Source organism: Bhargavaea ginsengi (assembly GCF_900109165.1).
Lineage (GTDB): Bacteria > Bacillota > Bacilli > Bacillales_A > Planococcaceae > Bhargavaea > Bhargavaea ginsengi.
Genome location: NZ_FNZF01000001.1, coordinates 253,365 through 273,361, shown reverse-complemented (window position 1 = coordinate 273,361; position 19,997 = coordinate 253,365). Strand labels below are relative to the sequence as shown.

Genomic DNA, 19,997 nt, shown 5'->3' with positions numbered 1-19,997 from the left:
GATGGGCACTTTGATCACAAACATCCGGATGCTGGATGAAAACGGGACACTCGGGAACGCGGAAATCCTCGTGGAGGATGGACGGTTCAGTGAGATCGGACAGGAACTGCCGCACGAAGGCCATGAGGTCGTGGACGGCGGAGGCCGGTTTGCCGCTCCGGGACTGATTGATGTGCATGTCCATCTCCGCGAGCCGGGTGGCGAACATAAGGAAACGATCCGGACGGGAACAGAAGCGGCGGCACGCGGCGGATTCACCACGATCTGCGCGATGCCCAATACACGGCCGGTTCCGGATTCGGCGGAAAACATCGGCAAGGTCAATGCGCTTATTGAAGAAAATGCGCTCGTACGCGTCCTTCCATATGCTTCGATTACGATCCGCGAAGCGGGCAAGGAGCGGACGGATATGGCTGAACTCAAACAAAACGGTGCTTTCGCCTTTACCGATGACGGCGTCGGTGTACAGTCTGCGGGCATGATGTACGAAGCAATGAAAGACGCGGCAGAAATCGGCATGCCGGTTGTGGCCCATTGCGAAGACAATACGCTCATCTATGGCGGTGCCATGCACGATGGCAAGCGGAGCAGGGAGCTTGCCATCCCGGGCATCCCGTCGATTGCCGAGTCCGTCCATATCTCAAGGGACGTCCTTCTCGCTGAGGCTGCCGGTGCGCACTATCATGTCTGCCATGTAAGCACGAAGGAATCGGTGAGGACGATCCGGGATGCAAAGGCGGCAGGCATCCGGGTGACGGCGGAAGTCACGCCCCACCATCTGCTCTTGACTGAAGACGACATTCCGGGCAACGACGCAAACTGGAAGATGAATCCGCCGCTGCGCGCGCAGGAAGACTTGGAAGCCCTTCATGAGGGACTTCTTGACGGCACGATCGATGTGATCGCAACCGACCACGCCCCTCATACCGCGGATGAAAAATCGGGCGGGATGGAAAAGGCGCCATTCGGCATTACAGGTCTGGAGACTGCTTTCCCGCTGCTTTATACAAACTTCGTCGAGACGGGCAGATGGACACTAAAGCAGCTGACCGACTGGCTTACCCAAAAGCCGGCAGATGTGTTCGGTCTCGGATACGGCCGGATCGCGGAAGGGCATCCGGCAGATCTGGTCCTCATCGACCTGGAGACAGAGAAAACAATCGAACCTGAAACATTCGCATCAAAAGGCAAGAACACCCCGTTCGGAGGCCGCGTATGCAAAGGCTGGCCGGTCATGACCATCTACGGCGGCGAAATCGTTTGGCAGGAGGGACAACAATGACAAAAAAGAGATATCTGATTCTGGAAGACGGCACCGTATTCGAAGGAGAGGCGTTCGGTGCTGAACGCGGCATGGTTGGCGAGGTCGTTTTCACGACCAGCATGAGCGGCTATCAGGAGTCGCTGACCAATCCTTCAAATACAGGCGTCATCCTGGTCATGACCTACCCGCTCATCGGCAACTACGGAGTAAACAGGGACGACTCGGAATCGGTGGACCTCCATCTCGGGGCGCTCGCCGTCCGGGAAATCGAAGAACAGCCGTCGAACTTCCGCTGCGACGAAACGCTTTCGTCTTTCATGGAAAAGCGCAGCATTCCCGGCATCTCTGAAATTGATACACGAAAGCTGACCCGCATCATCCGCAGCAAAGGGACGATGAAAGGGATGCTCACCGAAGCGGGAGCGGATGTCGACGTGGACACTGCATTGCAGGTGCTTGCGGCATCAGAAATGGCGCAGAGCCTCGTGGAAGCCGTCTCGACCAAACGCCCATACCCGAGCCCCGGCCGCGGCAAGCGGGTGGCAGTCGTGGACTATGGCATGAAGCACGGCATCCTCCGTGAACTGAACAACCGCGGGTGCGATGTTCTCGTCGTCCCTCATGACACGTCAGCCGAAGACGTACTCGCCTGGCATCCCGACGGCATCCTGCTGTCAAACGGGCCGGGAAACCCGGAAGATATCGAAGAAGCTCCCGGCTTTATCCGGGAAGTGCTCGGGAAAGTGCCGGTCTTCGGCATCAACCTCGGTCATGAGCTTCTGGCCATCAGCTGCGGGGCAAAGACTTTCAAAATGCGCTTCGGCCATCACGGCGGGAACCATCCTGTAAAGGACCTGAGCACGGGCCGCACAGAAATCACTTCCCAGAACCACCAATACGCAGTGGACAGGGAGTCGCTTGAAGGCACTGGGCTTACCGTCACGCATGTCGCCCTCAATGACGGAACGGTCGAAGGGCTCGCACATGAAACCCATGCAGCATTTTCCGTCCAGTTTGATCCTGAAGCTTCACCGGGACCGGAAGATGCGAATCACCTGTTCGACCGGTTTATCACACTCATGGAGCGCCACAACGGAAAGGAGATCATCGCCAATGCCTAAACGCACAGATATCGAAACGATCCTCGTCATCGGGTCCGGACCGATTGTCATCGGCCAGGCCGCGGAATTCGACTATGCAGGAACACAGGCCTGCCTGTCCCTGAAGGAGGAAGGCTACCGCGTCATTCTCGTCAACTCCAATCCGGCAACGATCATGACCGACACGGAGATCGCGGATAAGGTATATATCGAACCGATCTCCCTCGAGTTCGTTTCCCGGATCATCCGTAAAGAGCGCCCTGATGCCATCCTGCCGACACTCGGCGGCCAGACAGGCCTCAATATGGCCATCGAGCTCGATAACTCGGGAATCCTTGATGAACTCGGCATCGAAGTGCTCGGCACAAAGCTCGACGCGATCAATAAAGCAGAAGACCGGGAACTGTTCCGTACTCTTATGAACGAACTTGATGTGCCTGTTCCGGAAAGTGACATCATCCATAACCTCGAGGAAGCAAAGGCATTTGTCGCACAGGTCGGATATCCGGTCATTGTGCGACCGGCATTCACGCTCGGCGGAACTGGCGGAGGCATCTGCCATGACGACAAGGAGCTTGAGGAGATTGTCGCAAGCGGCCTGAAATACAGCCCGGTCAGACAGTGCCTGCTCGAGAAGTCGATCGCGGGCTTTAAAGAGATCGAGTTCGAAGTCATGCGTGACTCGGCGGACAATGCCATCGTTGTCTGCAGCATGGAAAACTTCGACCCGGTCGGCATCCACACCGGTGACTCGATCGTCGTGGCGCCGGTCCAGACACTGTCCGACCGCGAAGTCCAGATGCTGCGGAACGTTTCCCTGAATATCATCCGGGCGCTCGGAATCGAGGGCGGCTGCAACGTCCAGCTGGCACTTGATCCGGACAGCTTCAACTTCTACGCCATCGAGGTCAACCCTCGAGTCAGCCGCTCTTCCGCGCTCGCATCAAAGGCGACGGGCTACCCGATCGCGAAGCTTGCATCGAAAATCGCGGTCGGCCTGACACTCGACGAGATGATGAACCCGGTGACAGGACAGACCTATGCCTGCTTCGAGCCGACAATTGACTACATCGTCGCGAAAATCCCGCGTTGGCCGTTTGACAAATTCGAGAGCGCGAAGCGCAACCTCGGCACTCAGATGAAGGCGACAGGGGAAGTCATGTCGATGGGCAGGACATTCGAGGAAGCGATCCTGAAAGCCGTCCGTTCCCTAGAGACGGGCCTTTATCACCTGAACCTGAAAAATGGGGAAGACCTCTCCATGGAATGGATCGAGAAGCGTATCCGCCGGGCAGGCGATGAACGGCTATTCTTTATCGGCGAGGCGCTGCGCCGCGGAGTCACAGTCGAAGAGATCCATGACTGGAGCAAGATCGACTTCTTCTTCCTGAACAAGCTGGAAAAGATCGTCGCCTATGAAAGCACTCTTAAGGAAAATCAGTTCGACCGCTCTATTGCCCGCAAGGCGAAACGCATGGGCTTCGCAGACCGTACCATCGCCGCACTCTGGGGGACGAACGAACGCGAAGTTTACGAATGGCGTACCGAGCAGGGGCTTGTGCCTGTCTATAAGATGGTCGATACGTGCGCAGGAGAATTCGAGTCCGAGACGCCATACTTCTATGGCACCTACGAAGAAGAAAACGAGTCGCTCAAATCCGGCAAGGAAAGCGTCATCGTCCTTGGCTCCGGTCCAATCCGCATCGGGCAGGGCGTCGAATTCGACTATGCCACGGTACACTCGGTGTGGGCCATCCAGGAAGCCGGCTACGAGGCGATCATCATCAACAACAACCCGGAAACGGTCTCGACCGACTTCTCCATTTCCGACAAGCTCTACTTTGAACCGCTTACGATTGAGGACGTCATGGCAATCATCGATCTCGAGCAGCCTAAAGGTGTCATCGTACAATTCGGCGGACAGACGGCCATCAACCTGGCGGATGCCCTTGAAGCACGCGGCGTAAAGATTCTCGGCACGACGCTTGAAGACCTCGACCGTGCAGAAAACCGGGACAAGTTCGAGCAGACCCTTCGGGAGCTCGGGATTCCTCAGCCGCTCGGCAAAACTGCAGTTTCCGCTCCGGAAGCGGCGGAGATTGCACACAACATCGGATATCCGGTCCTCGTCCGTCCGTCCTATGTGCTCGGGGGTCGCGCGATGGAGATCGTCTACAACGAAGCAGAGCTTCTGCATTACATGGAAAATGCAGTCCAGGCTAGTCCGGAACATCCGGTCCTGATCGACCGTTACCTGACGGGCAAGGAGATCGAGGTAGATGCCATCTGTGACGGGGAGAACGTGCTTATTCCGGGCATCATGGAGCATGTCGAGCGTGCGGGCGTCCACTCGGGCGACTCGATTGCAGTCTATCCGCCGCAGAGCCTCACAGACAAACAAATCGCGACGCTGGCTGATTATACGGAGCGTCTGGCACGCGGCCTCAATATCGTCGGCCTCATGAACATCCAGTATGTCATCGCCGACGGTGAGGTGTATGTCATTGAGGTCAATCCGCGCTCCAGCCGGACGGTTCCATTCCTCAGCAAGATCACCGGCATCCCGATGGCGAACATCGCCACAAAGGCGATCCTCGGAGAGACGATCACGGACCAGGGCTATCCGACCGGGCTGCTTGACCAGGTCAGCGGGGTGTACGTCAAAGTACCGGTGTTCAGCTTCGCGAAGCTGGCTAGAGTTGATATCACACTCGGGCCTGAAATGAAGTCGACGGGCGAGGTCATGGGCAAGGACGACACATTCGAGAAGGCGCTCTACAAAGGATTCATCGCCTCCGGGATGGAAATCCGAAATCATGGCACCGTGCTCTTCACCGTCTCCGACAAGGACAAAGCGGAAGCCGCAGCCATTGCGGCCAGGTTTGCAGGCATCGGCTACCAGCTGTTGGCAACCGAGGGAACCGCGGAGACATTCAGGGAAGCGGGACTGCCGGTCAGAACGGTCGGCAAAATCGGCGGAGAGGGCAAGACGCTGATCGACGTGATCCAGACCGGCGAAGCCCAGTTCATCATCAATACGCTCACCAAAGGCAAACAGCCGGAGCGGGACGGGTTCCGCATCCGTCGCGAATCAGTTGAAAACGGCATACCATGCATGACTTCGATGGATACGGCAAAAGCCGTGCTCCGGGTGATTGAATCGATGACCTTCTCTGCGGAGGCGATGCTTCCGCGTGAAGCGATGCCGGCCCGGGAGGTCCATGCATGATCCGCAATGAACGCATGAAAGTAGCCGGGCAGAGAGAAATTGCCCGGAACATCTATGAACTGGTCCTTGAAGGGGAGTTGGCCGCCCAGATCAGTGAGCCCGGCAGGTTCGTCCATGTCCGCGCCGGAAGAACGATGGATCCGCTGCTCCGGCGGCCGATCAGCATCGCCGACTACAGTGACGGCAAGATCACGCTCATCTACCGTGCTGAAGGCTACGGCACGCGAGTCATTTCGGAAAAGGGCCATCAAGAAGAAGCTGACGTCCTCGGCCCGCTCGGCAATGGATTCCCTGTTGGGGCGGCAGCGCCCGGTACAAAGGCGTTGCTCGTCGGCGGGGGGATCGGTGTGCCGCCTTTATACGGGCTGTCCAAAAGATTGAAGAATGCGGGGGTCGAGCCGGTCCATGTGCTCGGCTTCCAGTCGGAAGATGTGGTCTTCTATGAAGAGGAATTCAGCCGGCTCGGCGAGACTCATATTGCAACGGTCGACGGCACGCGGGGGACAAAGGGGTTTGTGACTGACGTCTTGGCTTCCCTCGACCACGAATTCAGCGTCTACTACAGCTGCGGACCGCTCCCGATGCTGAAAGCGGTCGCGAAAACGATGACCGGAACAGAAGGATATCTGAGTTTCGAGGAGCGGATGGGTTGCGGCATCGGCGCGTGCTTCGCATGTGTCTGCCATACGGATTCAAATGACCGGGGCTATGTAAAGGTCTGCTCAGACGGACCTGTATTCAAGGCGGGGGTGGTGACGATATGAACCGTCTTCAAGTGGACCTGCCGGGTCTCACGCTAAAAAACCCGATCATGCCGGCAAGCGGCTGCTTCGGATTCGGCAGGGAATATGCACAACTGTATGACCTGTCCGGGCTCGGCGCCATCATGGTGAAGGCGACCACTCTTGAACCAAGATTCGGCAACCCGACACCGCGTGTGGCGGAAACGCCTTCAGGTATGCTGAATGCAATCGGACTGCAGAATCCCGGTCTTGAAAAGGTCGTCACAGAAGAATTGCCATGGCTGGAGCAGTTTGATGTCCCGATCATCGCGAACGTTGCGGGTTCCGAGACGGAAGACTATGTGGCGGTCAGCGAACGGATCTCAAAAGCCCCGAATGTCAAAGCGCTTGAGCTGAACATCTCATGCCCGAATGTGAAGTGCGGCGGAATTGCGTTCGGCACCGATCCGAAGGTAGCCATGGAACTCACCCGTGCAGTAAAGGCGGTTTCGTCCGTGCCGGTCTATGTAAAGCTATCACCGAATGTCACCGACATCACGGAGATTGCGCGCGCTGCCGAAGAAGGCGGCGCGGACGGGCTGACGCTCATCAACACGCTCGTCGGGATGAGATTCGATCCGCGTACGGGGCGTCCGGTCATTGCCAACGGAACGGGGGGCCTGTCAGGACCTGCCGTGAAGCCGGTCGCACTCCGCATGATCTATGAAGTGTCCAGGAGCGTTTCAATTCCTGTGATCGGGATGGGCGGCGTCACAGATGTGGATGACGTCATCAACTTCATGTCGGCCGGTGCAAGCGCGGTTGCTGTCGGAACGGCAAACTTCGTTGACCACTTCGTCTGTCCGAACCTGATCGATGCCCTTCCGGGACGACTGGATGAACTGGGCATCGGGAACATCACGGAACTTATCGGAAGGAGCCACACACTATGAACCGTTCCCCGATCATCGCGCTGGATTTTCCGGCGCCGGATGACGCTTATGCTTTTCTTCGTAACATGCCGTCCGGACTGTGTGTCAAAGTCGGCATGGAACTGTACCTTCAGAACGGTCCCGATGTTGTAGGCAGGCTAAAGGAAATGGGCCATGAAGTTTTTCTTGACCTGAAGCTGCATGATATCCCGAATACGGTCGGCCGGGCGATGGAAGGCCTGGCCCGTGTCGGAGCGGACATGGTGAATGTTCATGCTGCCGGCGGAAGCGACATGATGAAGCGGGCGCTTGACGGCCTGGAAGCCGGGACTCCCGCAGGAAAAAAACGTCCTGCGCTGATCGCGGTCACCCAGCTTACCTCGACCGGAGAAGGGCAAATGAACAGTGAGCAGGGGATTCCCGGCACACTGCTGGACTCGGTTATCCGCTATGCACGGCTGGCAGATGATTCAGGACTGGACGGTGTCGTCTGTTCAGTGCTAGAAGCCTCGGCCATCCGGGATGCCTGCGGGGAAAACTTCCTGAAAGTGACACCGGGCATCCGAATGGCTGACGGCGATCTGCACGACCAGAAGCGGGTCTCCACCCCGACAGACGCTGCTAGGGCGGGATCGACACATATTGTTGTGGGACGGGCCATCACCCAGGCTGCAGACCCGGCTGCCGCATATGAAACAGTTAAACGGCTATGGGAGGAAAGATGACATGACACTGAAACGAGAAATAGCAGAAGCACTTCTGTCGATCGGGGCCGTGCGCTTCAGTCCTGAAGATCCATTTACATGGGCATCAGGCATCAAGTCGCCGATCTATTGTGACAACCGCCTGACGATGTCTTATCCGGAAGTGAGAAAGCGAATTGCGCAGGGGCTGGCCGAACTCATCAGGACGGAGTATCCGGAAGCGGAAGTGATCGCAGGTACAGCCACAGCGGGTATTCCACATGCGGCCTGGGTCAGCGAGCTGCTGGACAAGCCGATGATCTATATCCGGTCAAAGCCGAAAGGCCACGGCCGCGGCAACCAGATCGAAGGGGAACTGAGAGAAGGAAGCCGGACAGTGATTATCGAGGACCTGATCTCCACAGGGGGAAGCAGCCTGACCGCAGCCGCTGCGGCAAAAGAAGCGGGTGCAGAAGTTCTTGGGGTAGCCTCAATCTTTACATACGGCCTGGACAAGTCGGAAAAGAATTTCGGTGAAGCCGGCCTGTCGCACCACAGCCTGACTGATTTTGATACTCTTGCAAAGGCGGCAGCCGACTCGGGTGCCATTTCGGCCACTTCACTGCCGGGGCTTCTCGACTGGCATGGCAAACTGAAAAAGGGCGAACTCTGATTGCCGTTTCGAAAAAACAAACAAGCCGATGATTGGATGTTTCCTTCATCGGCTTTTCTGTTTCTATATTTAGTTCCGCTTTTTTCTCTTTCGTCTGTTGCGGCAATTGCGGCAGTTGCAACGCTTGGAGGCGGGCTTCCGTCGGACTTCTGGTTTACTTGCGGGTTTGTCTTCAGGTTTGCCTTCGGTATCCGATGTCCCGGTACTGCCGTTATCCGGCACCGTCGGAACCGCACAGTCGATTTTCATTTTTTCGCAGATTTCTTCATACGAGCATTCCTTGCGGCCCGGTACGTCCGCTGTTTCGGAAGGCTCCTCCGTTGTAACTGGTGATTCCTCATCGGTTACAGGGGATTCCACCGGATTGCCTTCCGGCATCGGTTCTTCCGTCTGTAGATGCGGTTCCGGATTGTCCGGCTCATCTGCATGCGGAAGCTGGACCGGGTGGGCGTCTTCAATGATCCGGATCGGCCTCATCATGTCGTGGTCTTCGTGTTCAAGGAAATGACAATGCCAGATATAGTTGCCGGCGTGGTCTTTGAAGTGCATTGCAATTTTGGTCACTTTGCCGACATCCGCCTTCACAACATCTTTCCAGCCACGCTCGTAATCCCGGGGTTCTTCGGCCGGTCCCGTCCATACGATTTTGCCTGTCTCACGGAAAATATCCGCATCGAATGGTCTGCGTTCAAGAATTTTGAATTGGATCAGGTGGACATGAATCGGGTGCTGGATCGGTGTGGCGTTGATGAAGTTCCATATCTCGACACTGTCGAGTGACGGTTTCTCACTGACCGGGTCATGATACATCCGCTCATTGAGCATGAGCATCGGCCGGCCATATTGATCGGTTGTGGCTGTCAGCGGAAGATTTCGCTCGATATGTGCATGACCGGTATGGAGACCCATATCCGGATACATGGTTTCCGGAATCCGGCTTTCATCCTTGCCGTTGAGCGGCAGATCCACCCGGAACTGCATGACGGTTCCCGTGTGTTCATCGGGAGTGAATTCCGTGTCGCTGTTTGTCAGGACCAGCGTTTTTCCGGCCAGATCGGAAAAATCGATGATGACGTCAGTCCGCTCCGCCGGGAGGAGTTCAATGGAAGTGAGTTCTGCAGGGTGTTCCAGGAGGCCGCCGTCTGTCCCGATCTGGTTGAAGCGGGTTCCATCAGACAGGCTGAGAACATAGGCCCTGCGGTTCGAGCCGTTGAGGATGCGGAACCGATACTTCCGCGGTTCTACACTCAGGTATGGCCAGACCTTGCCGTTGACAGTAATCGTATTGCCGAGCACACCTGGTGTGATGGAAGGCCGGACGGCCACGGGAGGATTCGGGGAATCAGGATAAAAGAGGGATCCATCCTCATTGAATGAGCGGTCCTGAATCATAAGCGGAATCTCATAATCACCCGACGGCAGGTTCAGCCTGTCTTCCAGCGCGTCCCGCAGAAGATAGAAACCCGCAAGGCCCGAATAGACATTCAGCCTGGTCAGAGACATCGCGTGGTCATGGTACCAGAGGGTCGCACCCGGCTGATGGTTGGTATATGCATGTACCTGCCTGTTGAACGTCGGACCAGTAACTCCATAATCCTTTGTATACCAAGCCTCTGGGTGTCCATCGCTTTCCCAATCGACTTTGGCACCATGAAGGTGCACGACTGTCCGGACATCCGGCGTATCGATGCAGGAATGGAGCGTCCGGTCTATCGGAAGAAAATGCTCATCAGGCAGGCAGTTCAAGAATTTCACAAAGGTCGTCCGGTCCTTTCTCGCTTCGATCGTAGGTCCCGGGGTGATGCCGTTGTATCCCCAGATGCGGGTCCGGGGAAAATACTTGTGATACCGGTGCTTTTCTTCCTTCATCCGGATTTCGTAGTAGGAACCCTCCGGATAATCCGGATGTGAAACCGGTTTGGCACAAGGTGGCTTTGGCAGCGGGTCGGTGAACTTAGGAATTGTGGAAGGGGCGGACGGATTGACGCGTTTGCCCATATTGGTCACTTCCTTTTCATAGTGATGTCAGCAGGCAGGAAATTCTGCACCTGCATCTCTCCATCCTATGAAAGACACTGCATGCCGCTCTGGTCGGATTGCCGTAACCGGGCAGAAGAACGTTCAATTGTCCCCAACCGGATAAACCGCCGGGCATATGCGCCGGCGGTATGGATGCTATTATTTTCTCAATGTTTTCACCAGGTCCTCGTCCGGATCGGCGAAAACTGTTTTTTGTTCAAAGTAGATGACAAAGCCGGGCTTTGAGCCGTTCGGCTTTTTCACATGCCGCACTTCCGTGTAGTCGACCGGGACAGATGCCGATTCGCGGGCCTTGCTGAAGTAGGCCGCGAGGGCGGCGGCTTCACGGATTGTTTCGTCGTCAGGCGAATCCGAGTGGATAACAACATGGGAGCCCGGGATATCCTTGGTGTGGAGCCATGTTTCGTTTCGCTTTGCCAGCTTAAAGGTCAGGTAGTCGTTTTGTTTGTTGTTTTTGCCGACAGAGATCGGAACGCCTGCACTCGAGACGAATGAATCGGGAACAGGACGGGTTTCCTTTTTCTTCTTTTTGAGGCGACGCGCCTTCATGAAGCCCTGTTCTGCGAGTTCATCACGGATCTCCTCGATGTCCGCCGCCGAGCCCTGGATTACCTGCTGGAGGAGGGCCTCGAAATACAAGATGTCCTCTTCCGTTTTTTCCAGCTGCTCGGCTATTTTCACAAGCGCGTGCTTTGCTTTGTTGTATTTTGAGTAATAACGCTGGGCGTTTTCTGCAGGGGCCAATCTTGGGTCCAATGGTATCGTGACTGTCCCGCCGTCCTCATCATAGTAGTTGACCGCTTCTATGGAACTGTCGCCTTTTTGAATCTGGTAAAGGTTCGCTGTGACAAGTTCACCGAACAGCTGATGGCGGTCAAGTTTCCCAGCCTGCTTCTGCTCATCGCGTAGCTTGATCAGCTTATTTCTTAGCTTCTGGATCTCATTCGTCAGCCACCGCTCAAGATCGCCTGCCTGCTGCTTGACCCGGTCCCGCTCGGCCTTGGTGTGGAACACTTTGTCGAGAAGGGCGGAGAGGGAAGTGAACTCCCGGGTTTCACCGCCGAGATGGTGGAGGGGATTGGCGGAAAAGTAAACTTTCCCTCCTGCCTCGCACAGCGTCGGCAGGGCGCCGCCCGATCGAAAATCTTCTATATAATTCCGATAGGCGTCAAGTCGCGGCTTTTCTTCCAAGCCTTCTGTACGGAACAGCAGCTCTTCCGCGTGGATCGGAGAGAATCCGCCGATCCGGCGAAAGATGGGTCCCGCTGTGTCCGCTTCTGCGAGTATCTCCATGATCTCACCGTCCCCTGCTTGAACCGGATCCAGCTTGTCCTGGGGCGGCGCGGGAACGTACGGCTGTCCCGGGAGCACCGTCCGGTAGCTGTTCACCGAGGGAGGCAGGTGCTTCAGGCTATCCAGGATCAGGTTCCGTTCAGGATCGGTAAGGATGAGATTGGAGTGCCTGCCCATCACTTCAACATGAATTTCACGCTGGGTTTCATCGCCGATTTCATCCCGGCCGCGCACAGTGATCGTCATGATCCGGTCTGCGCCCGACTGGCGGATGCCGGTGATGATGCCGCCTTCCAGATGCTTGCGGAGGAACATGCAGAACGAAGGCGGCTGCGACGGTGTGTCGACGGGTTCGTCCGTCAGGTGGACACGAGAGTAGGAAGGGTGGATAGAGATGAGAAGCCGGTGGTTCGCCCTTCCGGCGCGTATTGTGAAAAGGAGCTCCTGTGCGTTAGGCTGCTGGATCTTTGAGATCCGGCCGCCTGTGAGCTGCCCGAGTTCCTTGGTCATTGCCATCATGAATAATCCATCAAAAGCCATATGATTGCCTCTTTCATTGCGTTTGTTTCCATTTTAGCATTCATGAGGAGGGATATGGTATAATTGCGTCATCATCCAAAAACGGTTCCGCCCCCGGCCGGTATGCCGGGCGGCGGAATAACTGACTGCAGAGGGATCAACGTTTATGAAAAAAGGACGCGGCCTGCTCATCGTCCTTTCGGGGCCATCCGGCGTCGGAAAAGGCACGGTGCGCAAGGAGCTGTTTTCACAGCCTGACACGAACTATGAATACTCCATCTCCATGACGACCCGCAATCCGCGGGAAGGGGAAGTGGACGGGAAAGATTACTTCTTCAAGAAACGCGAAGAATTCGAGCAGCTGATCCGTGAAGGCCGGCTGCTGGAACATGCGGAATATGTCGGGAACTATTATGGCACTCCGCTCGATTATGTAAATGAAACGCTGGATGCCGGGCGCGACGTCTTCCTCGAAATCGAGGTGGTCGGCGCGGCGAAAGTCCGGGAGAAGATGCCTGACGGTGTCTTTATTTTCCTGGCGCCTCCTAACCTGTCGGAGCTTGAACAGCGGCTCATCGGCCGCGGTACGGAATCCGATGAGGTGATCCGCAATCGCATTAACAAGGCCAAGGACGAGCTTGAGATGATGCATCTCTATGACTATGTCGTCGAGAACGATGAAGTCGGCCGTGCATGTGACCGGATCAATGCCATTATTACAGCAGAGCACTGCCGGCGCACCCGAGTGGAAGAACGATACAAATTGATGCTTGAAGGGAATGATCCGCAATGATGCTTTATCCATCCATCGACTCGCTGAAAAAGCAGATCGACTCCAAATACACCCTCGTGAGCCTCGCTGCAAAGCGGGCCCGCGAACTCCAGGCAAGGGACAACTTGCTTCTGGATAAATACGATGCCGAGAAATTTGTAGGCATGGCCCTTGAGGAAGTTGCGGAAGGCGTGCTAGAAAAGCAGGCGTCCGATGCAAACATCCAATACGAAGACGAAATGTAACATATGTACAATGAAAACTCCCGGAGAATCCTTTTCCCTGGGAGTTTTCATTCGAAAGGGAGTAAAAGGATGCTGAAAAATAAACATATCCTTCTTTGTGTCACTGGGGGAATCGCTGTCTACAAAGCCGTGGCTCTTGTCAGCAAACTTTCCCAGGCAGGGGCAAACGTCAAGGTGATCATGACTGAATCGGCCATGGAATTTGTGACGCCGCTCACCTTCCAGGCCATGTCACGCAATGATGTCTACACTGACACATTTGACGAAAAGGACTCTTCGGTCATCGCCCATATCGATCTGGCGGACTGGGCAGACCTCATCATCGTCGCCCCGGCGACCGCGAACACAATCGGCAAGCTCGCCAATGGCATTGCTGATGACATGGTGACGACAACATTGCTTGCCGCGACCACTGACGTGTGGATCGCCCCCGCAATGAATGTCCATATGTACGCGCATCCTGCTGTTATCCGGAACATTGACCGTCTTCACCGTGACGGGTACCGGTTCATCGAGCCGTCGGAGGGGTTCCTCGCATGCGGATACGTGGGCAAAGGCCGGCTGGAGGAGCCGGAACGGATCACTGAACTGGTGACAAAGCATTTTTCAGCTGGAACAGGGCAGGCTCCGTCGCTTCTTGCCGGCAAAAAAGTGGTCGTTACGGCAGGGCCGACAAGGGAACGGATCGACCCGGTGCGTTATGTCTCGAACTTCTCGAGTGGGAAAATGGGCTATGCGATGGCTGAAGCCGCTTCCTCACTCGGGGCGGAGACCGTCCTGGTCACCGGTCCGGTCGGTCTGCGGGTACCGGACGGGGTCCGCGCGGTTGCCGTGGAAAGTGCGGCTGATATGCTTGAAGCCGTCCTTGAGGAATACGGGTCAGCGGATGTTGTGATCAAGGCTGCAGCGGTTGCCGACTACCGTCCGAAGACCGTCCATCCCGGCAAGATGAAAAAGCAGGAAGGTGACTCCGTCATCGAAATGGAACGGACGACGGACATTCTGAAAACCCTCGGTGAACGAAAAGAGGGACAATGCCTCATCGGATTTGCGGCGGAGACCGACCGTGTCGCCGAATATGCCAAGGGCAAGCTGGAACGCAAGAACCTTGATTACATCATAGCCAATGACGTGACGGCGCCGACAGGAGTCTTCGGCAGCGACACCAATGTCGTGACACTGTTTGGCAGGGACGGGACGGAAGTGTCATTCCCCGCAACTGAAAAGAAAGAACTCGCGATGAAGCTCCTCCGCCGGATCTTCGGGGGTGAGCAGGATGATCGCTGAAGTCATCACGGACGTTTCGGCTCATCCGGTCGATCGGCCATTTGACTACGCCGTGCCGGACGGGATAGCAGAAGTCATTGAACCTGGGTCACGTGTCAGGGTACCGTTCGGGAACCGGAAAGTGCTCGGCTTCGTCACAGGCCTAAAGGAAGAAAGTGATGTGCCCGCTTCCAGGCTGAAGCCTGTCGATGAGCTGCTCGATCCTGAACCGGTACTGACGGAAGAGATGCTGCGCCTGGCGGACTGGATGAGGGAAACGACACTTTGTTTTGAGATCGATGCGTTGCAGGTAATGCTGCCGTCGGCGCTCCGTGCGAAATACGAGAAGACCGTGCATGTCATCAACCCGGAAAAGCTGCCGCATGAACTCGCTGAGATCACACGGGACCGCAGGGTGGTGGCCGTCAAGGAATTCGGAGAAGGGCTGCTTCCCGTACTCAAGCGGCTCGCATCGGAAGGAACCGTATCAATCGAGACCGCGGTACGGCAGCGCACCAACATCAAAAAGGAACGGGTGCTTCACATCATCGGGGAAGCCGGCAGATTGGACGAGATCCGGGGATCACTCCCGAAAATCGCGAGCCGGCAGGCGGAGCTCATCAACTGGATGGAAGAGCATATCGGGATGTCCGTCCCTTCGAAAGATGTCATGGAAGCGACGGGTACGACACGTGCCACTTTAAATGCGCTGATCAGCAAGGGAGCCGCCAGGGAGACGGAGGAGGAAGTGTACCGGAAGCCGGAAGCCGGCCTCATGCCGGAGAACGGCGGCATCCCCGGCCCCCTTACTGATGAGCAGGCGACTGCAGTCGGAACAATCAGCGGTGCAGTGGATAACAGACGGGACGAGACGTTCCTTTTGCACGGGGTGACGGGCAGCGGAAAGACCGAGGTGTACATGCAGGTGATCCGCCAGGTGCTTGATCAGGGCAGGGAGGCAATCGTGCTCGTGCCTGAGATCTCATTGACGCCGCAGATCACGTCACGCTTCAAAAGACGTTTCGGCCCGCTGGTCGCCGTCATGCACAGCGGCCTGTCCGCCGGCGAAAAATATGATGAATGGCGGAAGGTGCAGCGAGGTGAAGTGAAAGTCGTCGTCGGTGCCCGTTCCGCTGTTTTTGCTCCTTTCAGAAATCTCGGAGTCATCATCCTCGATGAGGAGCATGAATCCAGCTATAAGCAGGAAGACAGTCCCCGATACCATGCGAGGGATGTGGCGATCCGACGGGCGGAAGAACATGGCTGTCCGGTCATCCTAGGAAGTGCGACTCCCTCGCTGGAGTCGTACGCGCGGGCGAAAAAGGGGGTCTATAAGCTCCTCACGCTGGCTGAAAGGGCGAAAAAACAACCGCTTCCGGAAGTGCAGGTCGTCGATATGAGAGAAGAACTGAAAAACGGCAACCGTTCGATGTTTTCGGTCGCGCTTGCCGAGGCGATCCGGCATCGGCTGGACAGCGGCGAACAGACCGTGCTCTTTCTTAACCGGCGGGGTTATTCGTCGTTTGTGCTATGCCGGGACTGCGGGACGTCGGTACAGTGTCCGAACTGCGACATCTCTCTCACCTATCACAGGGCAACTGAACGTCTCCAGTGCCATTACTGCGGACATGAGGAGCGGGTTCCGCTAACCTGCCCTGAGTGCGAAAGCGAGCATATCCGCTTTTTCGGGACAGGCACACAGAAGGTGCAGGAGGAACTGCACCGCCTGTTTCCGGAAGCGCGTGTGCTCCGGATGGACGTTGATACGACACGCCAAAAGGGCGCACATGAACGGCTTCTACGCCAATTCGGCGATGGGGAGGCGGACATCCTGCTCGGCACTCAGATGATCGCCAAGGGGCTCGATTTCCCGAACATCACGCTTGTCGGGGTGCTGTCGGCGGATACCATGCTCCGGCTGGCGGATTTCAGGGCGGCAGAAAAGACCTTCCAGCTTCTCACGCAAGTCAGCGGCCGCGCAGGACGCCATGAGAAGGAAGGGGAGGTTGTCGTCCAGACATATGCTCCCGAACATTATGCTGTCGAGCTGGCGAAAGATCAGGCCTACGAACCGTTTTATGCCATTGAGATGGGCAACCGGAAGCGGTATGCCTATCCGCCGTTTTATTTTGTGACGCTGATCCAGTTTTCCCACGAAGACCTGATGAAGGTTTCCGAGGTCGCAGGCAACGCTGCCCGCTATCTGTCCGGAAAGCTTGGCCCGGACACGGTAATCATCGGTCCGACCGCCGCCGAAGTGGCCCGTGTGAACAATAGATATCGCTATCAATGTCTGATAAAATACAAAAAAGAACCGAAGCTGGCCGGGGTTCTGACCGATCTTGTGAAGATCTACAGGAGCAGCTGGATGAAGGAAGGCATTACGATGTCGATCGATATGAATCCTTCCACCATCAGCTGACCCCGGCGACGGAAATGGGGAATTATAGATGGCAATCCTAGAAATCGTGCAACATCCGTCCCCGATACTGACGGAATCCTGCAAGCCGGTCACCGATTTCGGTGACGCGCTTCAAAACCTATTGGATGATATGTATGAAACGATGGTCGATGCGGACGGCATCGGAATTGCTGCCCCGCAGGTGGGGGAGGCGATCCGCGCGGCGATTGTCGACCTCGGCGAAGGCCAGGATCCGATCTGGCTGATCAACCCGGAAGTGGTTGCCACAGGAGGCAAGGAAACTGAGGTGGAAGGCTGCTTGAGCTTCCCGGGTCTGTACGGTGAAGTGGAGCGTCCCTATCATATTAAAGTGCATGCCCAGGATCGTGACGGATCGTGGTATGAGCTGGAGGCTGAAGATTACGAGGCCAGGGCCGTGCTGCATGAAATCGACCATTTGAACGGTATTTTGTTCGACTCGAAAATCATCCGTGTCGTAACTGAGGAGGAACTGCAGGCGGCGGAAGAGGAGGATGAGGAAGAATGACGCGCATCGTGTTCATGGGGACGCCGGACTTTTCCGTGCCGATCCTCCGCATGCTCCACGAGGAAGGATATGAACTTCTTGCTGCTGTGACCCAGCCGGACCGGCCGGTGGGCCGCAAGAGGGTCCTCACTCCTCCACCGGTCAAGGAAGAAGCGCTCCGGCTCGGTCTTCCGGTCATCCAGCCGGGCAGACTGAAGGGCTCAGCGGAGCTGGATGAGATTCTATCACTGAACCCGGACCTGATCGTCACCGCGGCCTTTGGACAGATCCTGCCGAAAGAACTTCTCGACGCACCTCCACTCGGCTGCCTGAACGTCCATGCGTCTCTGCTTCCCGAATATCGGGGCGGGGCGCCGATTCACCAGGCGATCATCGACGGCAGGGACGAGACGGGTGTGACCATCATGTATATGGCGGAAAAGCTGGATGCAGGCGATATCATTTCACAGGTGCGCGTGCCGATCGGTGAAAACGACAACACCGGTGAGCTGTTTGACCGTCTTTCGGAAGCAGGTACCCGACTGCTGAAGGAAACCCTGCCTTCCGTGATCAAAGGCACGAACGAACGCATTCCACAGGAGCATGAAAAAGCCACGTTCGCCGGAAATATCAAAAGGGAACAGGAGCGCATCGACTGGTCACTGCCTGGAGGCGCAGTGCATAACCAGATCCGGGGACTCAGCCCGTGGCCGGTCGCCTATACCGAGCTTGACGGGAAGACCGTGAAGATCTGGCGGTCCGAGAAAGCACTCGGTAAAACCGGAGCTTCCCACGGCGAGATCATTTCGACCGAAGGCGGCACGATCACCGTGCAGGCAGGGGACGAAACGGCAGTCAGGATCCTTGAACTCCAGCCGTCAGGAAAAAAACGGATGGAGACACAAGGATATCTGAACGGGTCCGGCTCCCACATCAAACCGGGAGACCGTTTCGAATGAGCCGCCACAAGGGAAAACGATGGGACGGCAATGTCAGGGATGCCGCGCTCAGCATCCTGCTTTCTGTCGAACGCGACCAGGCATACAGCAATCTTCTGTTGAACCGTACCATTGAAACATATGGGCTTGAAGATAAAGACAGGGCGCTTTTGACCGAGTTGACCTACGGCACACTCCAGCACAGGATGACACTGGATTACCATCTTGAACCGTTTATCCGGGGCAAGTTGGAAGATTGGGTACGGGAGCTTCTCAGACTGTCGGCTTATCAGATCGTTTATCTGACAAAAATTCCTGCCCACGCGGCAGTGAATGAAGCGGTGGAGATCGCCAAGCGGCGCGGCCATAAGGGAATTGCGTCGATGGTCAACGGCATCCTCCGCTCTTTCCTCAGGAAGGGCCCCAGGGAAATCGGCGGCGGACTGACATGGGAAAAGCAGACCTCCATCGAAACGAGCCATCCCGAGTGGATGATCCGGCGCTGGGCAGAGCAGTACGGCCGTGAGACGGCTCTTGAAATGGCCCATGCCAACAACGAGCCGCCGATCCAGACACTCAGGGTAAACCGGACAAAGACGGAACGGGAAGAAGTGCTCGGAATGCTGGGGGAAGAAGGCTTCCTGGCCGAGCCCAGCCCGATCCTGTCCGACGCCATCCGCGTCCGTGGAGGCAACGCTGCCAGAAGCCGCGCATTTAAGGAAGGCTTCGTCACCATCCAGGATGAAAGTTCAATGTTGCCCGTCATGGCCCTGGACCCGGCTCCGGGCATGAAGGTGCTCGACATGTGTGCGGCACCGGGCGGCAAAACGACCCATATCGCGGAACGGTTGAACAATACCGGAGAAGTGCGGGCATATGATCTCCATCCGCACAAAGTGAAATTGATCGACCAGAATGCGGCTCGGCTCGGTCTGGAAAACATCCGGACAGATTCAGCGGACAGCCGCAGACTGACGGAAATCCTGGAACCTGCTTCGTTTGACCGTATTCTTGTCGATGCTCCTTGCAGCGGGCTCGGTGTTATCCGGAGAAAGCCTGATATCAAATACTCGAAGACAGAAGAAGAGATCGGCAGACTGCCGGATATCCAGAAAAGCCTTCTTGAAGAGGCCTACCATCTTTTGAAGCCCGGCGGGCTGCTTGTCTATAGCACCTGCACGGTGGACAGGGAAGAAAATCTTCTGACTGCGGAGGCCTTTCTTGAAGCCCACCCGGATCTTTTACGCGAAGACCTCAGCGAAATGATGCCGGAGGGCCTGCGCTACGAGGAGGGCATGCTGCAGGTGTTGCCGCAGGATTTCGGCGGCGACGGATTTTTCGTTGCCGCATTCAGAAAGCCGGAATAATCCGGCGGGAGGGACTCCGGATAGGAT

Annotated in this window: 16 protein-coding genes; 14 read left to right on the top strand and 2 right to left on the bottom strand. The window is 56.5% G+C overall.

The annotated features are described in order from the left end of the window. Window position 1: 1 nt before the first annotated feature. Genes BMX91_RS01285 through pyrE form a run of 7 tightly spaced genes read left to right on the top strand, consistent with a single transcriptional unit; the run spans window position 2 to window position 8,603 of the window. Window positions 2-1,282 carry a dihydroorotase gene (locus tag BMX91_RS01285; RefSeq protein ID WP_092049052.1) on the top strand — a complete coding sequence of 427 codons (1,281 nt, stop codon included), beginning with the start codon at window positions 2-4 and terminating at the stop codon, window positions 1,280-1,282. Further along, entirely contained in the window at window positions 1,279-2,385 is a 1,107-nt protein-coding gene (locus BMX91_RS01280) for a carbamoyl phosphate synthase small subunit (protein ID WP_092049050.1), read from the top strand. The genes BMX91_RS01285 and BMX91_RS01280 overlap by 4 nt, the downstream gene beginning before the upstream one ends. Beyond that, window positions 2,378-5,593 (top strand): carbamoyl-phosphate synthase large subunit, encoded by a 3,216-nt coding sequence (carB, locus tag BMX91_RS01275; protein ID WP_092049048.1) that lies wholly within the window; start codon window positions 2,378-2,380, stop codon window positions 5,591-5,593. Before BMX91_RS01280 ends, carB begins: the two co-directional genes overlap by 8 nt. Next, window positions 5,590-6,357 carry a dihydroorotate dehydrogenase electron transfer subunit gene (locus BMX91_RS01270; protein WP_092049046.1) on the top strand — a complete coding sequence of 256 codons (768 nt, stop codon included), beginning with the start codon at window positions 5,590-5,592 and terminating at the stop codon, window positions 6,355-6,357. The genes carB and BMX91_RS01270 overlap by 4 nt, the downstream gene beginning before the upstream one ends. Next, the gene (locus tag BMX91_RS01265; RefSeq protein ID WP_092049044.1) at window positions 6,354-7,268 is read left to right on the top strand and encodes a dihydroorotate dehydrogenase; all 915 of its coding nucleotides are present in this window, start codon (window positions 6,354-6,356) and stop codon (window positions 7,266-7,268) included. The genes BMX91_RS01270 and BMX91_RS01265 overlap by 4 nt, the downstream gene beginning before the upstream one ends. Continuing rightward, window positions 7,265-7,972 (top strand): orotidine-5'-phosphate decarboxylase, encoded by a 708-nt coding sequence (gene pyrF, locus BMX91_RS01260; RefSeq protein ID WP_092049041.1) that lies wholly within the window; start codon window positions 7,265-7,267, stop codon window positions 7,970-7,972. The genes BMX91_RS01265 and pyrF overlap by 4 nt, the downstream gene beginning before the upstream one ends. 1 nt (window position 7,973) lies before the next feature. Continuing rightward, window positions 7,974-8,603, top strand: coding sequence for an orotate phosphoribosyltransferase (pyrE, locus tag BMX91_RS01255; protein WP_177168217.1), 630 nt, complete (start codon window positions 7,974-7,976; stop codon window positions 8,601-8,603). A 69-nt stretch (window positions 8,604-8,672) separates the two neighbouring features. On the opposite strand, the gene BMX91_RS01250 is transcribed toward pyrE, so the two are convergent. Both BMX91_RS01250 and BMX91_RS01245 read right to left on the bottom strand, forming a co-directional pair. Continuing rightward, window positions 8,673-10,601, bottom strand: coding sequence for a multicopper oxidase (locus BMX91_RS01250; RefSeq protein ID WP_092049038.1), 1,929 nt, complete (start codon window positions 10,599-10,601; stop codon window positions 8,673-8,675). A 180-nt stretch (window positions 10,602-10,781) separates the two neighbouring features. Next, on the bottom strand, window positions 10,782-12,476 hold the full coding sequence (locus BMX91_RS01245) for an Rqc2 family fibronectin-binding protein (protein WP_092049036.1): 1,695 nt from the start codon (window positions 12,474-12,476) through the stop codon (window positions 10,782-10,784). Window positions 12,477-12,621: 145 nt separating this feature from the next. Between BMX91_RS01245 and gmk the strand changes: the two genes are divergently transcribed. From gmk to rsmB, 7 genes are all read left to right on the top strand, one after another. Continuing rightward, window positions 12,622-13,248 carry a guanylate kinase gene (gene gmk / locus BMX91_RS01240; RefSeq protein WP_092049033.1) on the top strand — a complete coding sequence of 209 codons (627 nt, stop codon included), beginning with the start codon at window positions 12,622-12,624 and terminating at the stop codon, window positions 13,246-13,248. Continuing rightward, window positions 13,248-13,472 (top strand): DNA-directed RNA polymerase subunit omega, encoded by a 225-nt coding sequence (gene rpoZ / locus BMX91_RS01235; protein ID WP_092050692.1) that lies wholly within the window; start codon window positions 13,248-13,250, stop codon window positions 13,470-13,472. The genes gmk and rpoZ overlap by 1 nt, the downstream gene beginning before the upstream one ends. A gap of 69 nt (window positions 13,473-13,541) precedes the next feature. Next, entirely contained in the window at window positions 13,542-14,759 is a 1,218-nt protein-coding gene (gene coaBC, locus BMX91_RS01230; RefSeq protein ID WP_092049031.1) for a bifunctional phosphopantothenoylcysteine decarboxylase/phosphopantothenate--cysteine ligase CoaBC, read from the top strand. Beyond that, window positions 14,749-17,160 carry a primosomal protein N' gene (gene priA / locus BMX91_RS01225; protein WP_092049029.1) on the top strand — a complete coding sequence of 804 codons (2,412 nt, stop codon included), beginning with the start codon at window positions 14,749-14,751 and terminating at the stop codon, window positions 17,158-17,160. The genes coaBC and priA overlap by 11 nt, the downstream gene beginning before the upstream one ends. Before the next feature lie 28 nt (window positions 17,161-17,188). Continuing rightward, on the top strand, window positions 17,189-17,686 hold the full coding sequence (gene def, locus BMX91_RS01220) for a peptide deformylase (protein WP_092049027.1): 498 nt from the start codon (window positions 17,189-17,191) through the stop codon (window positions 17,684-17,686). Continuing rightward, window positions 17,683-18,624 (top strand): methionyl-tRNA formyltransferase, encoded by a 942-nt coding sequence (gene fmt / locus BMX91_RS01215; protein ID WP_092049025.1) that lies wholly within the window; start codon window positions 17,683-17,685, stop codon window positions 18,622-18,624. The genes def and fmt overlap by 4 nt, the downstream gene beginning before the upstream one ends. Then, complete coding sequence (rsmB, locus tag BMX91_RS01210; protein ID WP_092049023.1) at window positions 18,621-19,970, top strand: 16S rRNA (cytosine(967)-C(5))-methyltransferase RsmB; 1,350 nt, start codon at window positions 18,621-18,623, stop codon at window positions 19,968-19,970. The genes fmt and rsmB overlap by 4 nt, the downstream gene beginning before the upstream one ends. The last annotated feature ends 27 nt before the right edge of the window (window positions 19,971-19,997 follow it).